A 22517-nucleotide genomic window follows, 5' to 3' on the forward strand; every position below is an offset into this window, starting at 1 on the left:
AGGCAACCTTGAAGGCTCCATGTTGGAGCGCTTTTCGACCAGGTGAGGAAACGACCATTCCTGAGGAGCAGAATAACCTGTCCGATCCCGCCGCGCTGGCCCGCAAGCTGCTTGCCGCGGAAGCCGCGGAAAAGGCGATGGGCAGGATCATCGAGATCATCGCCGGGTCCGCGGGCAATGTGGAAGCTTCGGTGGAAGCCATCCTCGACGGCGCGCTCGACCTGTGCGGCGCACAGCTCGGCATTCTCTATCACTACAGTCCGGACAAGGGTTTTCGGGCCGATCACATGAAGGGCGTGCCGGAGCCTTTTGAGAACTTCCTGCAAGACGCGGGGTGGTTCCGGGCCGCTCCCGGCACGGGCCTCGGCCGTATCGAACGCTCAAGGCATCCCGTCAATATCGAGGATGTCGCCGGAGAGAATATTTTCGAAAGCCGCGAGTCTTTGCGCGTTGCAACTGTCGAGCTGGGCGGTGCGAGAAGCTTTCTCGCCGTCCCGATGCTCTCTTCTGGAGAGCTGATCGGCGCCTTCACGATTTACCGGCAGGAGGTAAACCCGTTTTCCGAAAGTGACGCCGCCCTCTTGAAGCGTTTCGCAGACCACAGCGTGGTCGCTTTGGAGAACGCGCGCCTTATTGAAAAGACAAGGTCCCTTTCCGACGAGCTTGCTGAAATGAACCGTTCCCTGCAAAGCCGGGTGGAGGCGCAGGTCAGGGAACTTGAGCGATATTCGATGCTGCGGCGCTTTCTTCCCGGCCAGGTCGCCGATCTTGTGCTCGATGAGGAAAGCGGGGACCTTCTTTCAAGCCACCGGCGCAAGATCGCATCGCTGTTTTGCGATCTCAGGGGCTTCACCGCATTTTCCGAAACCGCCGAGCCCGAAGAGGTGATGGAGGTCCTGGACACCTTTCACAATCTTGCCGGCAGGATCGTCGGCGACCACAACGGAACGATCACGAACCGCGCCGGCGACAGCCTGATGGTGGTGCTGAACGATCCCCTGCCGGTGGAAAACGCCTCGGACGAAGCGGTGAGGCTTGCGGTCGCCCTTCGCGGCGAGTTGATGAAGGCATGCGAGAAATGGAAGGAACTCGGCTTTTCCCTCGGCGTCGGCATCGGGCTTGCTTCAGGCTATGCGACGCTCGGCCTCGTCGGTAGCGAAGGCCAGTTCGATTATACGGCGGTCGGCAGCGTGGTGAACCTCGCCGCGCGGCTGTGCGGCGATGCTGCGCACGGCCAGATCCTGGCCGCAGCGAGGCTCGTCGCCGAATGCAGCCTCCCGGTCGAGTTCGACGATCTCGGAGAGCGTGAAATCAAGGGGGTTTCCCGCCCCGTGAAGGTCCTGTCGATCAAGGCTGTCGGGTGATATCGCCTGACTGACGACACTCCCGGCCCCGTCTCCTGGCGGCGGTTCGCGCAGTCTTGTTCGATCTCGGTTGCGAAGGGAATGCTTCGGCAAATCCTGGATGCCGTAATGGCAATTGTATCGTACCCTTGTGCCGACCAGCTTTCTTGCAGCCTTGAATACAAATTTTATTGCGGAAATTCCATAAAACCAGGGGAGGTTGCCTGATGTCTCTTAAAGATGAAATTGCCGGGATCGGCGTCGAATTTGCCGCGGCTTTGAACTCCAAAAACGCGGCCGGAGTCGCCGCCCATTATACCGACGACTGCGCCGTAATGGCGCCCGGCGCTCCCCGCGTCGACGGCAGGTCGGGCGTCCAGGCATACTGGCAGGCCGCGATAGATGCAGGCCTTGCCAATGTCGCACTGAATACCGTTGAGGTGCAGGATTTCGGCGATACCGCGAGCGAGGTCGGAACGCTCGCCGGCTCCCTGGGAGACACCGCACTTCAGGGCAAATACATCGTGCTCTGGCGCAAGACCGGCGAAGGCTGGAGGCTCCATCGCGATATCTGGAACTTCGACGCCTGACACAGGCCCCGAAAGCGCAGCCGATTTCCCGGATAGATAAAAATCGCTCCGGCTTACCGGGCGCCCGTGTACCCCGCCTTGCGCAGCCCTTCGTAGAGATGCGCCAGTAGACTCGGCTCGGCATAGGGGTAGCTGACCTTCCAGTAGTGGGCGGCGTCGGCCGGCTCCGCCGCTTCCACTTCGGACAGGATCACGCGCGCCTCGTCCATCCTGCCCAGCTGTCCGAGGCCCGCAAGCAGGAGGATCAGGATGAAGGGCAGCCGGCGCAGCGACAGGGCGCGCTCCGCATGGTGCACCGCCTCCTCGTAGTTGCCGAGGTGGTAATGCGCCTGCGCGATGCGGCTGAGGAACATATAGGCCATCGGATCGTGCGGGCTGAGGCGCAGCGCGGTGTGAAGCGGCTCCAGCGCCTCGGTGAAATGGCCGAGAAACACGCGCACCCAGCCAAGCGCCATGAAGCCCACTGCGAAGTTCGGATTGAGATCGATCGCCCGCTGCGCCTCCGCCAGCGCCTGCTCCAGGCGGCCGTGGATCATGTGGCAGCCGAAAACGACATAGCGCGCGTAGGGGTCGCGGTTGTCGAGCGCCAGCGCCCGCTCCGCGGCGGCGCACATCGCGGCCCTGTCGCGGCAGATATCGTCGCTCCAGCCGAAGACGCAGCGCGCCCAGAGCGAGCGCGCCAGCCCCATATGGGCGCGGCTAAGATCGGGGGCGAGCTGTAGCGCGCGCTCGTACCAGCGGATCGCCTCGGCGACATCGTCCTCGGTGGCGAGAAGATGGTGCCACATGCCGCGCATGCAGCATTCGTAGGCATCGAGGTTGCCGACCGGCTTGGCCAGCGCCCTTCGCCCCTCGCCCATCAGTATCTCGGGCTCGATGGCCGCGACCACGTTCTGGGTCAGCTCGTCCTGGATGGCGAATATGTCGGCAAGGTCGCGGTCGTACCGCTCCGCCCACAGATGAGCGCCGGTCTCCGCGTCGATCAACTGGCCGGTGACGCGCACGCGCCCTCCCGCCTTGCGCACGCTTCCCTCAAGCACGTAGCGCACGCCAAGCTCGCCGGCGATCCGTTTCACGTCCACCGACTGGCCCTTGTAGGCGAAGCTGGAGTTGCGCGCGATGACGAAGAACCAGCGGTAATGCGAAAGCGCGGTGATGATGTCCTCCGCCACCCCGTCGGCGAAAAACTCCTGCTCCGGGTCGCCCGAAAGGTTGAGGAAGGGCAGCACGGCGATGGAGGGCTTGTCCGGAACCGTAAGCGGCCCGCCGAGTGCACCGGCCGCGACCGGGTCGGGAAGTTGCCAGCCCACCCCATGCACGGACACCGGGCGGGGCAGGTTCTTCAGGTTCCGCTCGCCCAGGTTCGTTAGCGGAAAGTCAAGCTTTCCCTCGATCTGCTCGCGAAGCGCGCCGGAAATGCAGATGCCGCCGGGCTGCGCCACTTCCTGCAGGCGCGCCGCAACGTTAACGCCGTCGCCAAGGAGATCGTCGCCTTCCACGACCACATCGCCAAGGTGAAGCCCGATGCGGAATTCCAGCCGCCGCTCGGGGGCGAGGTCGGCGTTTCGCCGGCGCAGCGCGCGCTGGATCATGACAGCGGCACGCACGCCCTGCACCGCGCTTGGAAACTCGGCGACGAGCCCGTCGCCTGCGGTGCCGAAGATGCGCCCGCCGTGCTCGCCCACAAGATCGCTGATCGCCGGGCGGTATTCATTGAGCGTCGTAAGCGTGCCTTCCTCGTCGGCGGCGACGAGGCGGCTGTATCCGGCGATGTCGGCGGCGAGAATGACGGTGAGCTTTCGTTCCATTGAAGCCCTCCTGGCCAACGCAAGATTACTCCCACTGTGCAAGGAAAGCTATTTACGCCGCCGCGAACGGCGCACGCTCCACATGCGCTTCAAATGAATAGTTCGCTTGACAGCCTCCGCCGCAGGCCTAACTCCTGCGCAGCGTGTCGAGCATCGGGCACTCGGTGTTTCCGGCGGAACAATTCGCGGTCAGTTCCTCCAGCGCGGCTTCCAGCTTGCGGAGTTCGGCTATTTTCTCGCCAATAGCGCGCAGATGCCGTTTGCTCACATCGAGCACCGCATCGCAATCCGAGCGGGCCGAACCGGACAGGTCGAGCAGCGCCTTCGCATCGGCAAGCGAAAACCCGAGGCTCCGGCAATTTTTCAGAAATTTGAGCAGCCCTATCGCTTCCGTCGAATAAACCCTGCGTCCATTCGCGGAACGTTCCGGCCTCGGGACAATTCCCTCGCGTTCGTAGTATCTGATGGTCTCGATCCCCACTCCGCTTCGCCGTGACGCTTCTCCTATCGCAAACACGTGAACGAGCCCTCCTTGATCCTGTAGCGACTACAGGAAGCATATTGGCTCTCCAATGAAACGACAATGCGCTACCGCATGCGCCCGCAGATTGGATCGACGTGAAAAACTTCATACGCCTCAGCTACTTGAGTTCCCTCACCGCGGTTGGCGTGGCAGCCTGCTGCGTTTTGCCGATGATATTTCTCCTGTTGGGCCTGGGGGGAAGCTGGCTGGCTGTCTTTGGCAAGATCGCCGCCGCGAGTTATTACGTTCTCGCGCTATCCACCGCCGTCATTTTGCTGGCCGGGCTAGTGGCATATCGGCGGGGCTCGCTGACCCGCCTTGGACTTTGGATCGCGGGATCTGCCATTCTGACCGCGCTGGCATGGCTCATTGTCTTTAATGAAGCCCGCATCAACGATCACCTTTTGACCTGGATGTAAGCGCCATGAATGAGCGAACCGCCGTTCTCGAGACCACGATCACCTGCCCGCAGTGCGGCCACAGCGAATCTGAAACGATGCCGACGGACGCCTGCCAATGGTTTTACGAGTGTAAATCCTGCAAGTCCGTCTTGACCCCCAAACCGGGCGATTGCTGCGTTTACTGCTCCTATGCGACTGTCCCCTGCCCTCCGATCCAGCTCGGAGACAGCTGCTGCAATTAGAGCATATTCCGGTCAGGTTGAATCAAACCGAACGACAAGAACATGCCCAAGGCATTGATCCTGAAGCGATTTCCTATCGATCATGCATTTCAACCCGATCGGAAAGCGCTTTAGGGCCGGGGCCTTCCACAACTCAACCTTACCCTGATCAGGGGGTCATGGGGCCTCGCGGCAATCCGGACATTGAAAACCTCGGCGGGCGTTAACGCTACCCACTTCGACCTCATCACCCCACCAGACCCGCCTTCTTCAGCCCTTCGTATATGGGCGCCGTATACTCCAGCTTACGGAACGGGGCGCGGCTCATATGGGACTCGAAGGAATAGTCCGGGTTGATCGCCATGAGCTCGTCCCAGACCTTGCGGGCTTCGTCGATCTCGCCAAGATGGCCGAGCGCCGAGGCAAGGTAGACGCGCGAAAAGTCGGTGTCCGGCACGAGCCTGATCCGTTCGCGGAATTCCGCCGCCGCCGTCTCGTAATTTCCCAGGAGAAGGCGCGCCAGACCCATGAAATGCAGATATTGTTCCGATCCCTGCGGGTCGAGCCGCATTGCCCGTTCAAGATAGGGGAATGCTTCTTCCGCCCTGCCGCTGAAGGTCATGTTAGCGCCTTTGGAGGCGAGCGCCGCTGCGAAATTCGGGCTCAGTTCGAGCGCCTTTTCGATTTCCCTTGCGTTTCGGTCGAAATCCCTGGCGAATGCGGCCACTATCGCCGCAATATGGTGGACATATGCGTCTTTCGGCGCTTTTTCGATCGCCAGATCGGCGTACCGCCTGGCGACATCGACCGACCTGTCCGGATCGTCCGTCCAGCGGTTCTGAAAGTCGAAAACGCAAGCCAGCGCAAGGCCGGCATAGGGCTCCCCGTAATCGGGGTCGAGATCAATGGCCCGCTTGAGCAGCGCCGTCGCCTTTTCGAAGGATGCCTTGTTCTTGGAGCCTGAGAGTTCTTGCCTCGCCTGCAGGAAAAGGTCGTGCGCCTCGACACTCGTCGCGGTGTTGTCGGTAATCAGCGCTTCTTCCGTCGGCGTCAGCGTCACTTTCAGCGCATCGACGATCTTGCGGGTCACCTCGTCCTGCACCTCGAAGATATCGGTCAGTTCCCTGTCGAAACGATCGGCCCACAGGTGGCCGCCCGAGCGCGCATCGATCAGCTGGGCGTTGATCCTGACCCGGTTTCCCGCGCGGCGGATAGACCCTTCCAGAACGGACATCACGCCAAGTTCCCGCCCGACATCGCGGATATCGACGGATTTTCCCTTGTAGGCGAAGCTGGAGTTGCGGGCGATCACCAACAAGCCGCCAACCTTGGAAAGATCGGTGATGATGTCTTCCGAAATTCCGTCGGTGAAATATTCCTGTTCGGGATCGCCGGACATGTTGTCGAACGGAAGCACCGCGACCGACGGCATGCCCGCCTTCGCGCCTGTCGTTTCGGCTTGGGGAGCGGGCGCTTCATAGTCGCCCGCATCCATGTCCGGGTGCCATTTCCACACCCGCACCGGCCTGCCGATATTCTTGACCTGCACTTCGCCGGCGTCGCGAAAGACGGCGTCGGTACGCGCGCCGATGCTCTCGTTCACGATGGAGGAGATGCAGATGCCGCCCGGATCGGCAAGCGGTTCCAGGCGCGCGGCCACGTTGACGCCGTCGCCGTAGATTTCGCCGCCGTCGATGACGATGTCGCCGAGGTTGACCCCGATCCGCAAGGTAATGCGTCCGCCCTCGGCGCCCTCCTCGGCCTTGATGGCCCGCTGGATGGCGAGCGCGCAATTGACGGCATCGACCACGCTGGAAAACTCCACCAGCGTGCCGTCGCCCATGAGCTTGACCACGCGCCCGTTGTGCGCGGCCACGGCCGGGTCGAAGATCGTTTCGCGGTGATGTTTGAGGGCGGCAAGCGTGCCGTTTTCATCGGCGCTCATCATGGCTGAATAGCCGACCACATCCGCGAGGAGGATGGCCGCGAGGCGCCGGTTCATACGCTTTTCTGACATGGGCGGATTGTATTGAATAACCTTGCGGTAAGCTAGTCACTCGCGCTGTACCCGGCATTTCTTCAGCGCGGCATTCTCCGCCCTGATGCGCACGGCCAGAACGCCCGCATTCAGCAAGGAGAACGCGATCGCATAGATCACAAGACCGAACGTCAGCGGCAAAACGGCGATTTCCAGGGCGACGACGAGATAATTCGGGTGCTTCAGGAAACGATAGGGACCGGAACGGATCAGCGGCGCTCCCGGCAATATCACGATCCGTGTCGTCCAGCGCTCGCCGAGCGTCGCGATGATCCAGATGCGGAAAAGCTGCAGGAGCACGAAAACCGCAAGCCAGAACACCCGCACTTCCGCCGACCACGCCAGGATCCACAATCCGCCGAGCCACGCCGCGTGAAGCGCGACGATCAGCGGATAGTGGGCGGGAGATACCTCCACGCCGCCTTTTTCGACAAGGCGCTGCGTATTTTTGCGCGAAAGCAGAAGTTCGGCCAACCGTTGCAGCGTGACGAAAGCCAAGAGGACGATTGCCGCCGTCACCAGGCGCGCCCTATCGGGATGCAGGAGGCAGTGAAACCAGGGCCGAGCGCGGTGAGAAGCGAAAGTCCCGCTTCGCCCGACTGAAGCGCGCGCTCCAGCACGAAAAGAGCGGTCGGCGCGGACATATTGCCGAAGTCGCGCAGGATGTCGCGCTCGTGGGCGAGGCTTGCCGGCTCGAATTCCATCGCCGCCTCTATCGCCTGCAGCACCTTTTCGCCGCCCGGATGGAACAGATATCTCGCCACCTCCCCCGGCTCGATCGACAAACGCTCGCGAAATCCCTCGATGGCCCCGCGCATGTGGCGTCTGGCGAACGGCGGAATCGCGCGGTCGAAGACGACCTCGAACCCGTTCGGATCGACGTTCCATCCCATGATGCCGAGGGTGTCCGGCCACATGTGCTGTGTGCCGGGACCGACCGTGTATTGCGCCTCCTTGCGCCGGGGCCCGATCACGGCGGCCGCCGCCCCGTCGCCGAAGAGCGCGGTCGCGACGATATTGGCCTTGGTCGGCTTGTCGCTGCGAAAGGCGATGGAACAGAGTTCGACGACGACGACCAGCACGGTAAGCCCCTGTTCGCCACTCGCCAGCCGGCTTGCCAGCGCAAGTCCGCTCACTCCTCCCGCACACCCGAGCCCGAAGACCGGAACGCGCAGGATATCGCTCCTGAGGCCCAGGTCGGCGGCTGCCCGCGCCTCCAGAGAAGGTGTCGCGATGCCCGTCGAGCTTACGGTTACGACGGCATCGACCTCTTCCGCAGTCACTTGCGCCTTGTCCAGCGCCTCGCGGGCAGCGCGAACGAAGAGTTCCGTCGCGACTGTCAGATAGGCATCCGTCCGCTGCGACCAGTCGCGCGGCTCCAGGTACCATTCTACCGGCATCGCGAGATGGCGTTTTTCAATCCCTGAATTGACGAAGACGGGACGCAGCGCTTCGAAATCCGGAAATTCGGGCCCGAAGATATCCCCGGCGCGGGCCGCTGCCTCATCCTGTTTCAGGAAATGAGCGGGCGTCGCCGTTGCCAGTCCGCCAAGCGCCGGCCAGGAGTGAATGCGTTGGAGCAGGTCTTCGTTCATGGCCCATTCTACGCCTCGTCCGGCGCATGGGGATCAGGCGCGCGATCAAACGTCGGTGAATGCCCGCGAGCTCCCGGGCAGTGAAGCCGGCGGATTTCTCGCTTACTTTTATTTGCCCCGCGGGAATTGTTTTTCATGCTTGCGGATTTTTCCTCGCGGCCCGGCGCGCAACGCCCTCCGCGATCAATCACAATCTTGGGAAGATACGGAAAATTCGTAGTTCGACGCCCTCACAGGCAATATTCTTTGCACATCGTCCGATCCGTCGGGATCGACATCAACACTGCGGGAGGCAGGAATGGACGTCCTGAACGATATTCTCGATACCCTCAATCTGAAGGGCGCGCTTTATTTCCGCACCGATTTTTCCGATCCCTGGTCCGTCACCGTACCCGATTTGTACCAGGCCGCCCGTTTCCATCTCGTCGTCCAGGGCCACTGCCACGTCCAGTTTCCCGACGATCGCGCGGTCGACCTCGGTCCCGGCGACCTGGTGCTGATCCCGCGCGGGCGCCAGCATGTTCTGGCCGATGCCGCTTGCGAAACCGCGCCTGCCCTCGAAACCGTACTGAAGGATGCCGGATACAGGGGAGATGGCGTCCTGGTCGTCGGCGAGGGTGATCCTAACGCAACGACGCAAATGGTTTGCGGCCACTATACGTTCCGCAATGGCGCCGATCATCCGATCCTGCGCGCCCTGCCGGACTATCTCGTCACCTCCGCCTCGGTGCGAGCCCGCGAACCATGGCTCGATGAAATGCTGCGCCTCGTCGTCCAGCGCGTCTTCTCGGAAGAGATGGGCTCCACCGCCGCCGTCACCCGCCTTTCGGAGATCGTCTTCATCGAGCTTTTGCGCGTCGGCATCGGCCAGAGCGAGGAGTTGCAGATGGTGCTCTCCGCTTTCCGGGACAGGCATATCGGCAGAGCCCTGCAGCTCATTCACTCAAGACCCGCCGAGCCCTGGACGGTGGAGAGCCTCGCTATGGAAGTGGGCATGTCGCGCAGCCGTTTTGCCGAACGTTTCAGCGAGCTTATGGGTACCGGCCCGATGACTTATCTTTCGGACTGGCGCCTGCAAAAAGCCCTGTCGCTGCTGGATGACTGCCGATGCTCCGTCCAGCAGGTGGCAATGCAGACCGGTTATCAGTCTCCGGCCGCCTTCAGCCGCGCATTTTCCGGAAAATTCGGCCTTCCGCCCACGGAATACAGGCGCAACATTGCATAAAGTCCCGACGCACTTTGCGTCCCGTCCCAATGGCTTTGCGAAAACTCTCAGACTAATCGGCGGTTATTGATGGATCGTCCGGTCTTGAGCATTCTCCCCCCATCGGACGCCGGCAAGACGAACAGCCGGCCTGATGGGAAGAGGGCATTCAGAACGCCCCGAATATCAGGCAGGCAATCGTACCGATAAAAACAAAAGGCTTCGAGTTGCCCGGCGTTCGAGAAAACTCAGGACACAGAGAGAGAACCAACGCTATGAAGCTCATCAAAATCGCTGCCGCAGCCGCGGTCGTCGCCGCTTCCTTTACCGCTCCGGCTTTCGCCGAAGAGAAGATGAACGATCTGGAGATCGCCCACACCGCCTACACGGCCGGCAACCTCGACATCCGCTACGCTCACCTCGCGCTCGCGCTCAGCGAAAACGATGCAGTGCGCGAGTTCGCCAGCGTCATGATCCGCGACCACAGCGCGGTGAACGACGAAGCCGTCGCGCTGATCCAGAAGCTCGACGTCACACCGCAGGACAACGGCCTGAGCCAGGCGCTCGTCAAGGGTGCCGCCGAAAAGCGCGCCGAATTCGTGAAGCTTTCCGGCAAGGCCTTCGACTGCGCCTATGCGCAGAACGAACTGGGCTACCACCAGATCGTCAACCAGACCGTCGAAGGCAAGTTCATCCCCTGGACGACGGTCGAGCCGCTGACCGCTCTTCTCGAGGATGCTCTCGTCACCTTCAAGGCGCACGAGAAGCACGCCGAGAACATGGTCGCGGGCCTGCACTGCGGCTCGTAATATGCACCGCTTCGGCCAGATCTGCGGCGCCCTTTCGGGCGCCGCTTTCTCCTTGATGCTTGCGTGTTGCGCCGCGTATGCCGGCCAAACGCACCAGGTCATCATCCAGAAGTTCGAATTCGTGCCCGCCAACCTCACGATAAAGCGAGGTGACACGGTCGAATTCGTCAACAAGGATATCGCGCCTCACACAGCCTCGGAGGAAAGCGACTTTCTCTGGGATACCGGTGAGCTTGTCAGGAACCAGTCGGCCCGGATCGAGTTCACAAAGGCCGGGACGTCGAAATACTTCTGCGTTTTTCATCCGCACATGAAGGCGGAAATCATCGTCACCGCGAACTGACGGGGCGATTACCCATAACCAAGGGAGACAATCTCAATGTCCATCGTCGATCATCTCAGCGTCGGCGTGCCGAGCATCGAAGCCGGCCGCAAATTCTATGACGCCGTCATGGAAGCCATCGGAGCGAAGTGTCTCGCCGCCGGCGACGGGTTTGCCGCTTATGGCACGACGCGCGTTGAGTTTCTGCTGCTACTTCCCTTCGACGGCGGTGCCCCGACAGGCGGCAACGGCACGCACATCGGTCTCGTCGCTCCTTCCCAGTCGGCTGTAGACGCTGCCTACAATGCTGCACTTGCCAACGGCGGCTCCGACGAAGGCGCTCCCGGCCCGCGCGAGGCTTATCCGATCCCGAATGTCTATACGGCCTATGCCCGCGATCCCTTCGGCAACAAGATCGAAGTGATCCACAACGGCTTCGCCGCTTAATAACGGCGGCCGTTTCCCAGGCGAATATGCGAATTTCCGCCGGACATCCGGCGGAAATTCATTTGTGGAGGCACCTGAACTCACGAAGGTGCAATAGCCCCCGCACTGGTGTTCGGAAGTGTTGATGCCCCTCGATCCGTCGCAAAATTCCGGCCTTCCCGACCTGCTTGCGAAAGTTCGCGCTTGCGCAATTTGCGAAGGCCTGCCGCTTGGCCCCAAGCCGATCCTGCAAGCCGGCAGCAAGGCGCGCATCCTGATCGCCGGTCAGGCTCCGGGCAAGAAAGCCCACGAGCGCGGGATTCCCTTCGACGACGCATCCGGCGACAGGCTTCGGCAATGGCTTGGCGTCGACCGCGATACCTTCTACGACACGGAAAAGATCGCCGTGCTGCCCATGGGCTTCTGCTTTCCCGGCACATCGAAGAACGGGGACCTGCCCCCGCGTGCCGAATGCGCGCCCGCCTGGAGGGACAAGCTTCTTGCCAAGCTTGAATCAGTCGATCTGACGATCGTCATCGGCCAATACGCGCAAGACTGGCACCTGGGCGACAGGCGCTCGAAGTCACTGACCGAAACCGTGGCCAACTGGCGTGCGTTCTGGCCCGAAGTTCTGCCTTTGCCGCACCCGAGTCCGCGCAACCAGCGCTGGTTCAAGCAAAACCCCTTCTTCGAAGAAGAGATCCTGCCGGAACTGCAAGGGCGGGTCGGCGAATTGATAGGCTGACCGGTCCCGGTGCCGTTCAGTCCAGAAACCAGCGCTTTGCGTTCGTGTAGCAAACGTCGCGGACGAGGCCTTCCGCCAGATCGAAGTCCGGCGGAATATGGCCTTCATCCATCCAGTTGCCCACCATCCGGCACAAAAGCCTGCGGAAATACTCGTGCCGCGGGAAGGACAGGAACGAGCGGCTGTCGGTCAACATGCCGACGAAGCGCGACAAGAGCCCCATCTGCGCAAGCTGCACCATCTGCCGTTCCATCCCGTCGAGCTGATCGTTGAACCACCAGGCGGAACCGGCCTGCACCTTGCCGGGCACCGCGCCGTCCTGAAAATTGCCGGCGGCGGTCGCGATGACTTCGTTCCTTGAAGGATCCAGGCAATAGAGAATGGTGCGCGGAAGCTCGCCCGTCCGGTCGAGATGATCGAGCAGGCGATTCAGCGGCGCGGCTATCGGCCGGTCACCGATTGAATCCGCTCCGGAATCCGGCCCGACGGCAGCCAGAACCCGAGAGCTGTTGTTGCGTATCGCGCCGATGTGCATCTGCATGACGAGACCGCGCGCCGCATAGGCCCGTCCGAGCCCGACCAATACCGCGGTCTGGAATACCGCGATATCCTTCTCGTCCAGCGTCGCGCCGGAAAGCCGCTTGCGCAGGACCGAATTCGGATCGCCCTTCGCCAGATCATCGGCGATGTGCAAGACGTCGAGACCGTGGTCCGCAGCCCGGCATCCCGATGCGACGAATGCATCGAGACGGCTTTCCAGGGCGCCCATGAGATCGTCGAAAGAGGCAATTCGCACGCCGCACGTCGCCGACAGGCGCTCCAGATATTCCGCAAAGCCATCCTGCTCGATCTTGAACGCCTTGTCGGGCCGGAAACTGGGCACGACGCGAAAGCCCAGATCCTCGACTTTCGAAAGCGCCTGATGATGCTCCAGTGAATCGCAAGGGTCGTCCGTCGTGCCGACAAACTCGACCTTCATCCGCCGAAGAAGCCCGCGCGCACCGAAGTCCGGCTCCGCCAGTTTCGAATTGGCGGCCTCCCAGGCCTCGGTCGCGGTTTTCGGAGAGAAGATCAGGCCGTCGAGACCGAAATAGCGGTAAAGCTCCAGATGCGACCAATGGTAAAGCGGGTTGCCGAGGCATTGCGGCATGGTTTCGGCGAATGCGTCGAATTTCTCGCGGAAATCCGCTTCGCCGGTGATGCGGCGCTCGTCGATGCCGGCCCAGCGCATGGCCCGCCATTTGTAGTGATCGCCCTTAAGCCAGATACGGCCTATCGTGTCCCACTTCGTATCGGCCGAGATTTGAGCCGGATCCAGATGATTGTGATAGTCGACGATCGGCAGGCTGGCTGCGACGTCATGGTAAAGCCGACGCGAAGCCTCGCTCGTCAGGAGGAAATCTGCGCCGAGAAAAGGCTGCATATCGATCGATCCCTTCTGATGTCAGTCGGACGAAAGCGCGGCGACGGCATTCCGCGCGCCCTGCTTGCGCAGCGCCTTGTAGGCATCCGCAATACGCGTGCGAAAACCCGTATCCTCCGAAAGCATCGGCGGAAAAATACCGCTGCGCTCCAGGATCTCGCGGACATATTCCGTTCCATCTTCCGTCGTTATGGCGATATCCGTGAGCTTTTCCGCCAGCGGATCATTGAGCGGCAGCGGGTTTCCCTCATCATCCCGCCCCCGGCAATAAGCCATCCAGCCGGCAATGCCGAGCGCGAGGCGCGGCCAGTCCGCGCCTGAGCGCATGTGATGGCGCACGGACTCGAGAAACCTTTGCGGAAGCTTCTGGCTGCCGTCCGATGCGATCTGGGTCGTGCGGTGCTTCAGGCGACTGTTGGAAAACCGCGCGATCAACGCTCGCGCGTAAGCATCCAGATCGACATCTTCGGGCATCGAAAGCGTCGGCGCCTGCTCCTTCATCATCAGGTCGAAAGCGGCAGCACGGAACGGATCGTCGTTCATGCAGGCCGAGACGGTTTGATGTCCGGCCAATGCGCCGAGATAGGCGATGAACGAATGGCTGCCGTTCAGCATCCTCAGTTTCATTTCCTCAAACGGGCGTACGTCATCCGTAAATTGTGCCCCGGCCAGCTCGAAATCCGGCCGGCCCGCGGCAAAATCATCCTCGATGACCCACTGGCGGAACGGCTCGCAGACGATGCCGTTCGGATCGTCCTCATCGCCGAGAACGCTGTGCAGGACAGCGCGACCCTCATCGTCGAGCGCGGGCACGATGCGATCTACCATCGTCGAGGGAAAACTGACATTCCGGGCGATCCAGCGTGCAAGAGCGGGATCGCGCCTTTCCGCGAATGCCTGCACCACGGCGCGGCAAACGGCGCCATTGTTCGGCAGGTTGTCGCAGGAAAGCAGCGTGACCCCGGCCAACCCGCTTTCCTTTCGCCGGCGCAAGCCTTCCACGAGATAACCGACTGCCGTTCCCGGCGCTTCGGGCGAAGCGAGATCTGCCTGAATGCCCTTGTGATCGGGATCGAGCTCACCGTCCTTCTGGCAATATCCCTTTTCGGTGATCGTGAGCGAGACGATTGAAAGATCCGGATCCTCAAACCGCGCGAAGAGCGCATCCGCGCCGTCGCGCTTCGGGTGACAGGTAGAGACGACCGCCCCGACAGTGCGCGCGGTAATACCCCCGTCATCGACTTCCGCAACCGTATAGAGATGATCGGCGGTATCGAGTTCGGTGAGTTCTTCGGCTCCCGAATTGAGCCGCACGGCACATACGCCCCAATCCCCGTCCGTTTTGCGCAGGATCTCATCCAGATAGACCAGCAGATGCGCCCGCACGAAGGCTCCGAATCCGATGTGAAGAATGCGCGGTTTCAGCCTGTTGCGGTCGTATGACGGGCGAAGCACTGCGTCTTCGGCTGATCGGGACATGGATTTCTCACTCAATCTCGAACGGAACGGTATCGCCGGAACGCGCTCGCTCGCCGATAACGGCAAATCGCGCGTTTCCCCGGCGAGAAGCAAACGACGAACCGTTTCGTTGTCGCATGAATGTGCCGTCCTTGTCAGGCAGTGAATGACGCTCGCGCCTCGCACAAAGCGGCATGGAAGCGCGATCGACCATAAGCGCCCTTGGGTGGGAACTTCGGCTTGCAAATCACCGCGAGTGACAGCAAGACTTCCCGCGAATGCCCCACCGCGGCGCGCCGGGCGTGCTTTCGTCAAACGAAATCGTTCCGGATTCAACATGCCGCAACCAAGCCCGGAGTGCCGAATGCAACCTGCCCCCGTTCCCGTTTTCGACGGGCATAACGACACATTGCTCAAGCTCGAACTCCAAAAGGGCACTGCGAAGGATCGCTCCTTCTTCGAAAAGGCGGCTTTCGATCACATCGACCTGCCGCGCGCGAGAACAGGCGGGTTTGCCGGCGGATTGTTCGCCATGTTCGTTCCCTCGCGCATCGCAAGGAACGGGGAAGCGGCGTTCAATCCGGCCGATCAGGCCAATTTCGCCGAAATCTCCCATGAATTCGCGCGAGAATTCACCAGCCGCCTGTTCGGGCAGGCCGAACGCATCGCCGACAAGGCGCCCGACGCGGTTTCCATCTGCCGGTCGAGCATGGAAATCCGCGAGGCGATGGAAGCGGGCCGGCTGGCCATGGTGCTGCATATCGAAGGCGCGGAGGCTATTGGCGAAGACCTTGCCGAACTGGAGGCGTTCCACGGGCGGGGCCTGCGCTCGCTCGGCCCGGTGTGGAGCCGAAAGAACATTTTCGGCCATGGCGTGCCGATGGCGTTTCCGGCATCGCCCGACACCGGACCGGGGCTTACGGACGCCGGCAAGGCGCTGGTGAAGGAATGCAACAGGCTGAAGATACAGATCGACCTTTCCCACATCACCGAAAAAGGCTTCTGGGATGTGGCGAAGGCGAGCGACGCCCCCTTGGTCGCTTCGCACTCCAACGCCCATGCGGTATGCCCCTCGCCGCGCAATCTGACCGACAGGCAGCTTGATGCCATCGCCGAAACGCGCGGTCTCGCCGGGCTGAATTTCCACGTCGCCTTCACGCGAGAGGACGGGGCGATGCGCTCCGATACGCCGCTGGAGACGCTCGTGCGCCACATGGATCACCTGATCGGCAGGCTCGGCGAGGATGGCGTGGCGCTCGGTTCGGACTTCGACGGATGTCTTGTTCCAGCCGCCATGAAGGACGTGACCGGCCTTCCGAACCTCGTCGATGCTTTCCGCAAAGCCGGCTACGGCGAAGAGTTGATCGAGAAAATCTGCTGGAAGAACTGGATTTCCGTATTGGAACGCGCCGGCATCTGACGCGCAGGCGCGGCCGCCCGCTTCATTCAGCCGCGATCGATACCGCGCATTCCGCCTCGATACGCTCCTGCAGGTAATCTGCAATCCGCAAGGCGACCGCCTGGAGACGCTTCAACTCCGCCTCGCGGCGGCTTTGTGCCGTAACCTCCGTGATGCCGCTGCTTCTGGCGCCGTTTCCGAACCGACCGGCGGCACGAACGATGAAGCGGTAGTTTTCCCCGTCGCCGGACCCCGGAGTGTGAAGGATTTCGCCGACATGCTGCTCGGCAAAGCGAACCGAGTCATCGAGGATCGGATAGGACGCCGGTACTTTCGTTTCGGTATTTCCGCCCATGATACTGCCTGAAATCCGGTTCGCGCCTCGATGTCGTGCAGTCGCAACCTTGTTCCGATTCGTGCGAGAATCCAAAAAATATAAATGAGAGCTTAATTCGCGGAATTTTCAGTTATTCGTGAAGTCGCATCACCTGAATGACCTTACCAAACGGCAGAAACAATTGACGAAACGCGCCGCCTCCGCTTTGGTCTTGCCATGAACAAAGGACGTTCAGCGAAAAACCGAACGCAAGACCTGAATACCGTTCAGCGCCTGCGAAAAACACTGCGCGGCCTTTACTATGGCGACAGCCTCGCCGCACGGCGCTGGCGTTTTTCGCTCCTGGGCTTCGACTTCGTCACGATCGGCTATTTCATCGTCTCGTCGATGTTCGAGCCGCATGAGATCAACCATGTGGTGGATTACGCGATTGCGGTCGTACTTGCTTTCGACTACGCGGCGCGCCTTCTCATCGCCAACCGTCCGTGGAGGGCGGCGCTTGAATTCACCGCGATCATGGATCTGGTGGTGGTCCTTTCGCTCTTCGCATCCGCCTTCATAGACAACCTCGGCTTCCTTCGCGTCGCCCGGATGCTTCGCCTCCTGCGCTCCTACCATCTGCTCAAGGAGTTGAGGAAAACGTCCGCCTATTTCCGTCGCAACGAGGAAATCATCCAGTCGAGCGTCAATCTGCTCGTTTTCATCTTCGTGGTCACCGCGGTCGTCTTCGTCACCGAGGGCCATCAGAATCAGGCGATCAACACCTATCTCGACGCGCTTTACTTCACCGTCACTACGCTGACGACCACGGGCTTCGGCGATATCACGCTCACAGACAGCTTCGGCAGGTTGCTTGCCGTCATCATCATGATATTCGGCGTGGCTCTATTTCTCAGGCTCGTGCAAACGATCTTCCGCCCGCAAAAGATCCGCTTTACTTGCCCCGATTGCGGCCTGAACCGGCACGACCCCGACGCCGTCCACTGCAAGCATTGCGGCCGCACGATCCACATCGAGACCGAAGGCGAGTGGATTTAGCCAAGCGTCCAGACCCTAAGCCGTTGATCGGCAAAGTGTCGCAGCCGATAATTTAACGTAGAGGCACTTAGCGTCCCCGGGATAGCATCGAGCCAAAGCGGGGCAATCGCACTTCTGCATTATCGACCGGTTGTTGGCATGAAGCGATTTCACGAATTGAGCGAAGCCGAGATCCTTGCACTGGCCGTCTCCAGCGAGGAAGAGGATTCGCGCATCTACCAGTCCTTTGCCAACCGGCTGCGGGACGACTACCCGGCGTCGGCAAGGATTTTCGACGAGATGGCCGAGGAAGAGCGCGGTCACCGCCATCTGCTCCTCGATCTCTACAAACGGAAGTTTGGCGAGGAACTGCCATATATCACCCGCCAGGACGTCCGTGGTTTTCTGAAGCGCAGGCCGATCTGGCTCATGGAAGGCCTGCGTATCGATGCCGCCCGCCGTCAGGCCGAAATCATGGAGTTCGAGGCGGCGCAATTCTACGCGAAGGCAGCAGATCGTGCCCGCGACGTGGATGTGCGCAAACTCCTCGGCGATCTGGCCGAAATTGAACGCCGGCATGAAACGCGCGCCGGCGAACTTGAAAAAAGCGTCGTCGAATCCGCCGCCTACGATGAGGAAAAGGAAACCTCGCGCCGCCTGTTCGTGCTACAGGTCGTCCAGCCTGGGCTTGCCGGCCTGATCGACGGTTCGGTCTCGACGCTCGCGCCGATTTTTGCTGCGGCCTTCGCCACCGGAACTTCATGGGATGCCTTCGTCGTCGGCCTTGCCGCCTCGATAGGCGCCGGCATATCCATGGGCCTGACCGAGGCATTGTCCGATGACGGCGAGATCACCGGACGCGGCTCTCCCTGGCTGCGCGGCTTCGTCTGCGGGGTCATGACCGCCGTCGGAGGACTCGGCCATACCCTTCCCTATCTCATCACAGATTTCTGGACGGCGACCACGGTCGCTCTCGTCGTGGTCGTCTTCGAATTGTTCGCGATCGCCTGGACCCGCTGGAAATACATGGAGACGCCGTTTCACTCCGCAATCGTGCAGGTGGTGCTCGGCGGCTTGCTCGTACTCGCCACCGGTGTTTTCATAGGTTCTTCATGACGATGCGTCATCAGCCCATTACGGGGCTCGTTTCGACGTGATCGACGAGGATGCGTGAAAGGTAGGGTGTTGCGATGGACGAATTGGCTCTTGACCTCGCACGGGCGCAATTCGCCTTCACCGTTTCCTTTCACATCATCTTTCCCGCCTTCTCAATCGGCCTTGCCAGTTATCTTGCCGTGCTCGAGGGTTTATGGCTTCTGACCGGCAGGCAAGTCTATCTGAGGCTTTTCCGCTATTGGCTGAAGATCTTCGCCGTCGCCTTCGGCATGGGCGTCGTCTCCGGCCTTGTCATGACCTACCAGTTCGGCACCAACTGGTCGGTCTTTTCCGACAAGACGGGCCCTGTGCTCGGCCCGGTCATAGGCTACGAAGTGCTGACCGCATTTTTCCTGGAAGCCGGCTTCCTGGGCATCATGCTTTTCGGCATGAACAAGGTGGGTCCACGCCTGCATTTTTCCGCAACCGCGCTGGTCGCCTTCGGGACCGCGCTTTCCGGCTTCTGGATCCTTTCCGCCAACAGCTGGATGCACACGCCCGCCGGCTACACCATCAACGAAGCCGGGCAATTCGTGCCCGATGACTGGTTCAAGATCATCTTCAACCCGTCCTTCCCCTACCGCTTCGCCCACATGATGCTTGCCGCATATCTGACGACGGCCTTCGTGGTCGGCGCGGTCGGCGCCTGGCATCTTCTGCGCGACCGGACGAACGAAGCCGCACGCGTCATGTTTTCCATGGCGATGTGGATGGCGGCGATCGTCGCGCCCATCCAGGCTTTCGCCGGCGACATGCACGGCCTCAACACCCTGGCGCATCAGCCGGCGAAAATCGCCGCGATCGAGGGACATTTCGAAAGCCAGACACGCGCGCCCCTGCTTCTGTTCGGCATTCCGGACATGGAAAAGGCCGAAACGCTCTACAAGGTCGAGATTCCCGATCTCGGCAGCCTCATCCTCACCCATTCGCTCAACGGCAAAGTGCCGGGCCTGAAGGATTTTCCGCGCGAGGACTGGCCGAACGCCACAATCGTGTTCTTCACCTTCCGGATCATGGTGGGCCTCGGCATCCTGATGATCGCACTCGGTTTCTTCAGCCTCTGGAAGCGGTGGACCGGCGCGCTCTACGACAGCCCCGTCCTGCACCGTTTCGCGCTTCTCATGGGCCCCTCCGGCTTCGTTGCCGTGCTTGCCGGATGGTTCACGACAGAGGTCGGACGTCAGCCCTTCACCGTCTACGGCCTGCTGCGCACGCAAGACAGCGTTTCGCCGGTCGACGCACCCGCCGTCGGAACGTCGCTGGCCGTCTTCATCCTCGTCTATTGCATCATCTTCGGCATAGGCATTCTCTACATCCTGCGCTCGATGGGCATTTCTCCCGACCAGGGAACCGGCCCCGAAGAGGGGCATCCGATCCGCACCGCCGGCATCACCCCGGCAGCCGCCCTTTCGCAAGACAAGCCGGGCACTTCCGGCGCGCCAGCGGAGTAAATGCAATGGCACTCGATCTTCCCCTCATCTGGGCCATCCTGATTGCCGTCGCGATCTTCGCCTATGTGGTTCTCGATGGCTTCGACCTGGGCGTCGGCATTCTCTTTCCAGCCGGACGCACGGAAAGCGAACGCACGCTCATGATGAACAGCATCGCCCCCGTCTGGGACGGCAATGAGACCTGGCTGATCCTTGGTGGCGGCGGGCTGTTCGCCGTCTTTCCGCTGGCCTATTCGATCCTGATGCCGGCACTTTACGCGCCGATCATCGCCATGCTGATGGGCCTGATCTTTCGTGGGGTCGTTTTCGAATTCCGCTTCAAGTCGTCCGACCGGTCGAGACATCGCTGGGACGCCGCCTTTTTCCTCGGCTCCTTCGTCGCCGCCTTCGCGCAAGGCGTTGCGCTGGGTGCCGTCGTTCAAGGCGTTCCGGTGGAGGGCCGCACCTATGCCGGCGGCTGGTTCGACTGGCTTTCGCCTTTTTCCGTCATGACCGGGCTGGCGCTTGTTTCCGGATACGCGCTTCTCGGCGCGACATGGCTGATCTGGAAGACGGAAGGGCCGTCACAGCAGCATTTCAGGGCGATCGCGCGCAATGTCGGCCTCGCGCTTCTCGTCTTCATCGGCATCGTCAGCATCTGGACGCCGTTTCTCGATCCAGAAATATTCACGCGATGGTTCTCCTATCCCTCCTCGCTCTACACACTGCCCGTGCCGGTGCTGGTGGTGGCCGCCGCGGCCCTCATGTTCACGAGTTTGAGGGGAACACGCGACGGCATTCCTTTCCTGGCGGCACTCGTCCTGTTTCTGCTGTCCTACGTCGGCCTCGCCATCGGCCTTTACCCCTATATCGTGCCGCGCAGCGTGACGATCTGGCAGGCGGCGGCGCCTGAGGACAGCCAGAAGTTCCTGCTCGTCGGCGCGGTCGTACTCCTGCCGGTCATCCTTGGCTACACCGCGTACGCCTATTGGGTCTTCCGCGGGAAAGTACGTCCGGGAGAGGGGTATCATTGAAGGACACTGACGCCCCACGCACGATTGAGACCGGGCCGGCCTGGAAGCGCTGGCTCTGGTTCTTCGGACTCTGGCTGGCAGGTGTCGCCGCGATAACGGCCCTGTCCTATTCGATCAGGTTCCTGCTTCTTCAGTGACTGGAGATCCGCATTCCATGCAAGTCATCGCCATGCGCCCGAACACGTCTCGGGACAATGCGTTCGTGGACCTGTTCAGTCATTCGCTCGCGAATTGCGGCTTCAAGTTGAAGGACTTCAACTGGGAGCTTTCTCCCTTTGCCGGGGCGGATTACGTCATATTGCACTGGCCGGAATATTTTTTTGCCCGGCCAACGCTCGAATCCCGTTTTCGCATGGCGATGCTGCGCTTCATGAAGTTCGTTTTCGCAACGAAATTCGTCTGGGTCGCACACAATATACGCCCCCATGACGGCGGCGATATCGACAACAAGGCAGCGCAGAACTTCTTGAGCAGGCTCGACGGCATCGTATTCCTCTCCAGCGCATCGCGCGAAGAGTTCGAAACAGCCTATCCTGGCACAAGGGCGAAACTGCACACCATCCGGCACGGGCACTATCTGGACAGCATGGAAACCAGGCCTGCGGCAATACCGAATGGAGGACGCATCCGCCTTTTGAATTTCGGCCAGTTGCGCCCTTACAAGAATGTCGACCGGTTGATCGAATGTCTGGTCGGTCTCGGCGACGATGGCGCAACACTCACGATCGCCGGTTTGCGCCGGGACGCGGCCTATGTCTCGAAAATCGAAAAGCTATCCGCCGGCAGGCCCGACATAACGCTCGATATACGCGACGTCCTGCTGCCGCAGCACGATCTTGAAGCGCATCTCGACGCCAGCAACGGCGTCGTCCTTCCCTATTCCGCGATCACCAACAGCGGTGCCGCAATCTTCGCGCTTTCAAGAAACCGGCCGATCCTTGCCCCGAATGCCGGTGTCTTCGCGGAACTGCAAGCCGACGTCGGGAGTGATTGGGTCACGCTTTATGAAGGCGAACTGGACAAGGAAGACCTGAAAAACTTCGTGCGGAAAATCCGTGACTTCACCCGGCAATCCAAGCCCGACCTTTCCGCATACGAGTGGGCGGAAAATAGCGCCTCTTTGGCGAATTTCCTGCGGTCTCTTTAGTTTCGCTCTCGGCGATCGGATGAAAATATCAATCCAAAACCGTTTTTATTGACGACTAAAACCGGTTTTGCGATGATAAAACCAACAAAATG

Annotated in this window: 24 protein-coding genes; 16 read left to right on the forward strand and 8 right to left on the reverse strand. The window is 61.1% G+C overall.

Annotation, left to right across the window (positions count from 1 at the left end; genetic code table 11):
* Window positions 1-8: 8 nt before the first annotated feature.
* Window positions 9-1364 (forward strand): adenylate/guanylate cyclase domain-containing protein, encoded by a 1356-nt coding sequence (locus GR183_RS16690; RefSeq protein ID WP_160776814.1) that lies wholly within the window; start codon window positions 9-11, stop codon window positions 1362-1364.
* Window positions 1365-1570: 206 nt separating this feature from the next.
* A complete protein-coding gene (locus GR183_RS16695; RefSeq protein ID WP_160776815.1) occupies window positions 1571-1933 on the forward strand; it encodes a YybH family protein in 363 nt (120 codons plus the stop codon).
* 53 nt (window positions 1934-1986) lie between these two features.
* Here GR183_RS16695 and GR183_RS16700 read toward each other — a convergent pair whose 3' ends face one another.
* Window positions 1987-3741 (reverse strand): adenylate/guanylate cyclase domain-containing protein, encoded by a 1755-nt coding sequence (locus tag GR183_RS16700; RefSeq protein WP_160776816.1) that lies wholly within the window; start codon window positions 3739-3741, stop codon window positions 1987-1989.
* 127 nt (window positions 3742-3868) lie between these two features.
* Window positions 3869-4258, reverse strand: a complete 390-nt coding sequence (locus GR183_RS22205; protein ID WP_160776817.1) for a MerR family transcriptional regulator — start codon at window positions 4256-4258, stop codon at window positions 3869-3871.
* A 176-nt stretch (window positions 4259-4434) separates the two neighbouring features.
* Between GR183_RS22205 and GR183_RS16710 the strand changes: the two genes are divergently transcribed.
* Window positions 4435-4683 (forward strand): hypothetical protein, encoded by a 249-nt coding sequence (locus GR183_RS16710; protein WP_208999892.1) that lies wholly within the window; start codon window positions 4435-4437, stop codon window positions 4681-4683.
* Window positions 4684-4688: 5 nt separating this feature from the next.
* Window positions 4689-4907, forward strand: a complete 219-nt coding sequence (locus tag GR183_RS22025) for a GDCCVxC domain-containing (seleno)protein (protein ID WP_160776819.1) — start codon at window positions 4689-4691, stop codon at window positions 4905-4907.
* A gap of 226 nt (window positions 4908-5133) precedes the next feature.
* Here the strand turns inward: GR183_RS22025 and GR183_RS16720 are convergent, their stop codons facing one another.
* The 3 genes from GR183_RS16720 to GR183_RS16730 are packed head-to-tail and all read right to left on the reverse strand — an operon-like array spanning window position 5134 to window position 8519.
* Window positions 5134-6888: an adenylate/guanylate cyclase domain-containing protein gene (locus tag GR183_RS16720; RefSeq protein WP_160776820.1), complete on the reverse strand. Its 1755-nt coding sequence runs from the start codon at window positions 6886-6888 to the stop codon at window positions 5134-5136.
* A gap of 51 nt (window positions 6889-6939) precedes the next feature.
* Window positions 6940-7446: an isoprenylcysteine carboxyl methyltransferase family protein gene (locus GR183_RS16725; RefSeq protein ID WP_202396180.1), complete on the reverse strand. Its 507-nt coding sequence runs from the start codon at window positions 7444-7446 to the stop codon at window positions 6940-6942.
* Window positions 7440-8519 carry a type III polyketide synthase gene (locus GR183_RS16730; RefSeq protein ID WP_160776822.1) on the reverse strand — a complete coding sequence of 360 codons (1080 nt, stop codon included), beginning with the start codon at window positions 8517-8519 and terminating at the stop codon, window positions 7440-7442. Before GR183_RS16730 ends, GR183_RS16725 begins: the two co-directional genes overlap by 7 nt.
* 298 nt (window positions 8520-8817) lie before the next feature.
* On the opposite strand from GR183_RS16730, the gene GR183_RS16735 reads away from it, so the two are divergent.
* The 5 genes from GR183_RS16735 (at window position 8818) to GR183_RS16755 (ending at window position 12025) form a co-directional block, all read left to right on the forward strand.
* Complete coding sequence (locus GR183_RS16735; RefSeq protein ID WP_160776823.1) at window positions 8818-9744, forward strand: AraC family transcriptional regulator; 927 nt, start codon at window positions 8818-8820, stop codon at window positions 9742-9744.
* Window positions 9745-9998: 254 nt separating this feature from the next.
* Window positions 9999-10532: a DUF4142 domain-containing protein gene (locus tag GR183_RS16740; protein ID WP_160776824.1), complete on the forward strand. Its 534-nt coding sequence runs from the start codon at window positions 9999-10001 to the stop codon at window positions 10530-10532.
* Window position 10533: 1 nt separating this feature from the next.
* A complete protein-coding gene (locus GR183_RS16745; RefSeq protein ID WP_160776825.1) occupies window positions 10534-10875 on the forward strand; it encodes a cupredoxin domain-containing protein in 342 nt (113 codons plus the stop codon).
* Between the two features lie 36 nt (window positions 10876-10911).
* Window positions 10912-11301: a VOC family protein gene (locus GR183_RS16750; protein WP_160776826.1), complete on the forward strand. Its 390-nt coding sequence runs from the start codon at window positions 10912-10914 to the stop codon at window positions 11299-11301.
* A gap of 124 nt (window positions 11302-11425) precedes the next feature.
* Window positions 11426-12025, forward strand: a complete 600-nt coding sequence (locus tag GR183_RS16755) for a uracil-DNA glycosylase family protein (protein WP_160776827.1) — start codon at window positions 11426-11428, stop codon at window positions 12023-12025.
* Between the two features lie 16 nt (window positions 12026-12041).
* Here GR183_RS16755 and uxaC read toward each other — a convergent pair whose 3' ends face one another.
* Both uxaC and GR183_RS16765 read right to left on the reverse strand, forming a co-directional pair.
* Window positions 12042-13448: a glucuronate isomerase gene (gene uxaC / locus GR183_RS16760; RefSeq protein ID WP_160776828.1), complete on the reverse strand. Its 1407-nt coding sequence runs from the start codon at window positions 13446-13448 to the stop codon at window positions 12042-12044.
* Between the two features lie 21 nt (window positions 13449-13469).
* Entirely contained in the window at window positions 13470-14927 is a 1458-nt protein-coding gene (locus GR183_RS16765; RefSeq protein ID WP_160776829.1) for a mannitol dehydrogenase family protein, read from the reverse strand.
* Window positions 14928-15270: 343 nt separating this feature from the next.
* On the opposite strand from GR183_RS16765, the gene GR183_RS16770 reads away from it, so the two are divergent.
* The gene (locus GR183_RS16770) at window positions 15271-16326 is read left to right on the forward strand and encodes a dipeptidase (protein ID WP_160776830.1); all 1056 of its coding nucleotides are present in this window, start codon (window positions 15271-15273) and stop codon (window positions 16324-16326) included.
* Window positions 16327-16348: 22 nt separating this feature from the next.
* On the opposite strand, the gene GR183_RS16775 is transcribed toward GR183_RS16770, so the two are convergent.
* Complete coding sequence (locus GR183_RS16775) at window positions 16349-16660, reverse strand: hypothetical protein (protein ID WP_160776831.1); 312 nt, start codon at window positions 16658-16660, stop codon at window positions 16349-16351.
* Window positions 16661-16858: 198 nt separating this feature from the next.
* Between GR183_RS16775 and GR183_RS16780 the strand changes: the two genes are divergently transcribed.
* From GR183_RS16780 to GR183_RS16800, 6 genes are all read left to right on the forward strand, one after another.
* Window positions 16859-17680, forward strand: a complete 822-nt coding sequence (locus GR183_RS16780; RefSeq protein WP_160776832.1) for a potassium channel family protein — start codon at window positions 16859-16861, stop codon at window positions 17678-17680.
* 138 nt (window positions 17681-17818) lie between these two features.
* The gene (gene mbfA, locus GR183_RS16785; protein ID WP_160776833.1) at window positions 17819-18775 is read left to right on the forward strand and encodes an iron exporter MbfA; all 957 of its coding nucleotides are present in this window, start codon (window positions 17819-17821) and stop codon (window positions 18773-18775) included.
* A 74-nt stretch (window positions 18776-18849) separates the two neighbouring features.
* Window positions 18850-20265: a cytochrome ubiquinol oxidase subunit I gene (locus GR183_RS16790; RefSeq protein WP_160776834.1), complete on the forward strand. Its 1416-nt coding sequence runs from the start codon at window positions 18850-18852 to the stop codon at window positions 20263-20265.
* Between the two features lie 5 nt (window positions 20266-20270).
* The gene (gene cydB / locus GR183_RS16795) at window positions 20271-21278 is read left to right on the forward strand and encodes a cytochrome d ubiquinol oxidase subunit II (protein WP_160776835.1); all 1008 of its coding nucleotides are present in this window, start codon (window positions 20271-20273) and stop codon (window positions 21276-21278) included.
* Window positions 21275-21415 carry a hypothetical protein gene (locus tag GR183_RS21700; protein WP_202396164.1) on the forward strand — a complete coding sequence of 47 codons (141 nt, stop codon included), beginning with the start codon at window positions 21275-21277 and terminating at the stop codon, window positions 21413-21415. The genes cydB and GR183_RS21700 overlap by 4 nt, the downstream gene beginning before the upstream one ends.
* Before the next feature lie 17 nt (window positions 21416-21432).
* Entirely contained in the window at window positions 21433-22425 is a 993-nt protein-coding gene (locus tag GR183_RS16800; RefSeq protein WP_160776836.1) for a glycosyltransferase family protein, read from the forward strand.
* The last annotated feature ends 92 nt before the right edge of the window (window positions 22426-22517 follow it).

Source organism: Stappia sediminis (assembly GCF_009826895.1).
GTDB classification, from domain to species: Bacteria; Pseudomonadota; Alphaproteobacteria; order Rhizobiales; family Stappiaceae; genus Hongsoonwoonella; species Hongsoonwoonella sediminis.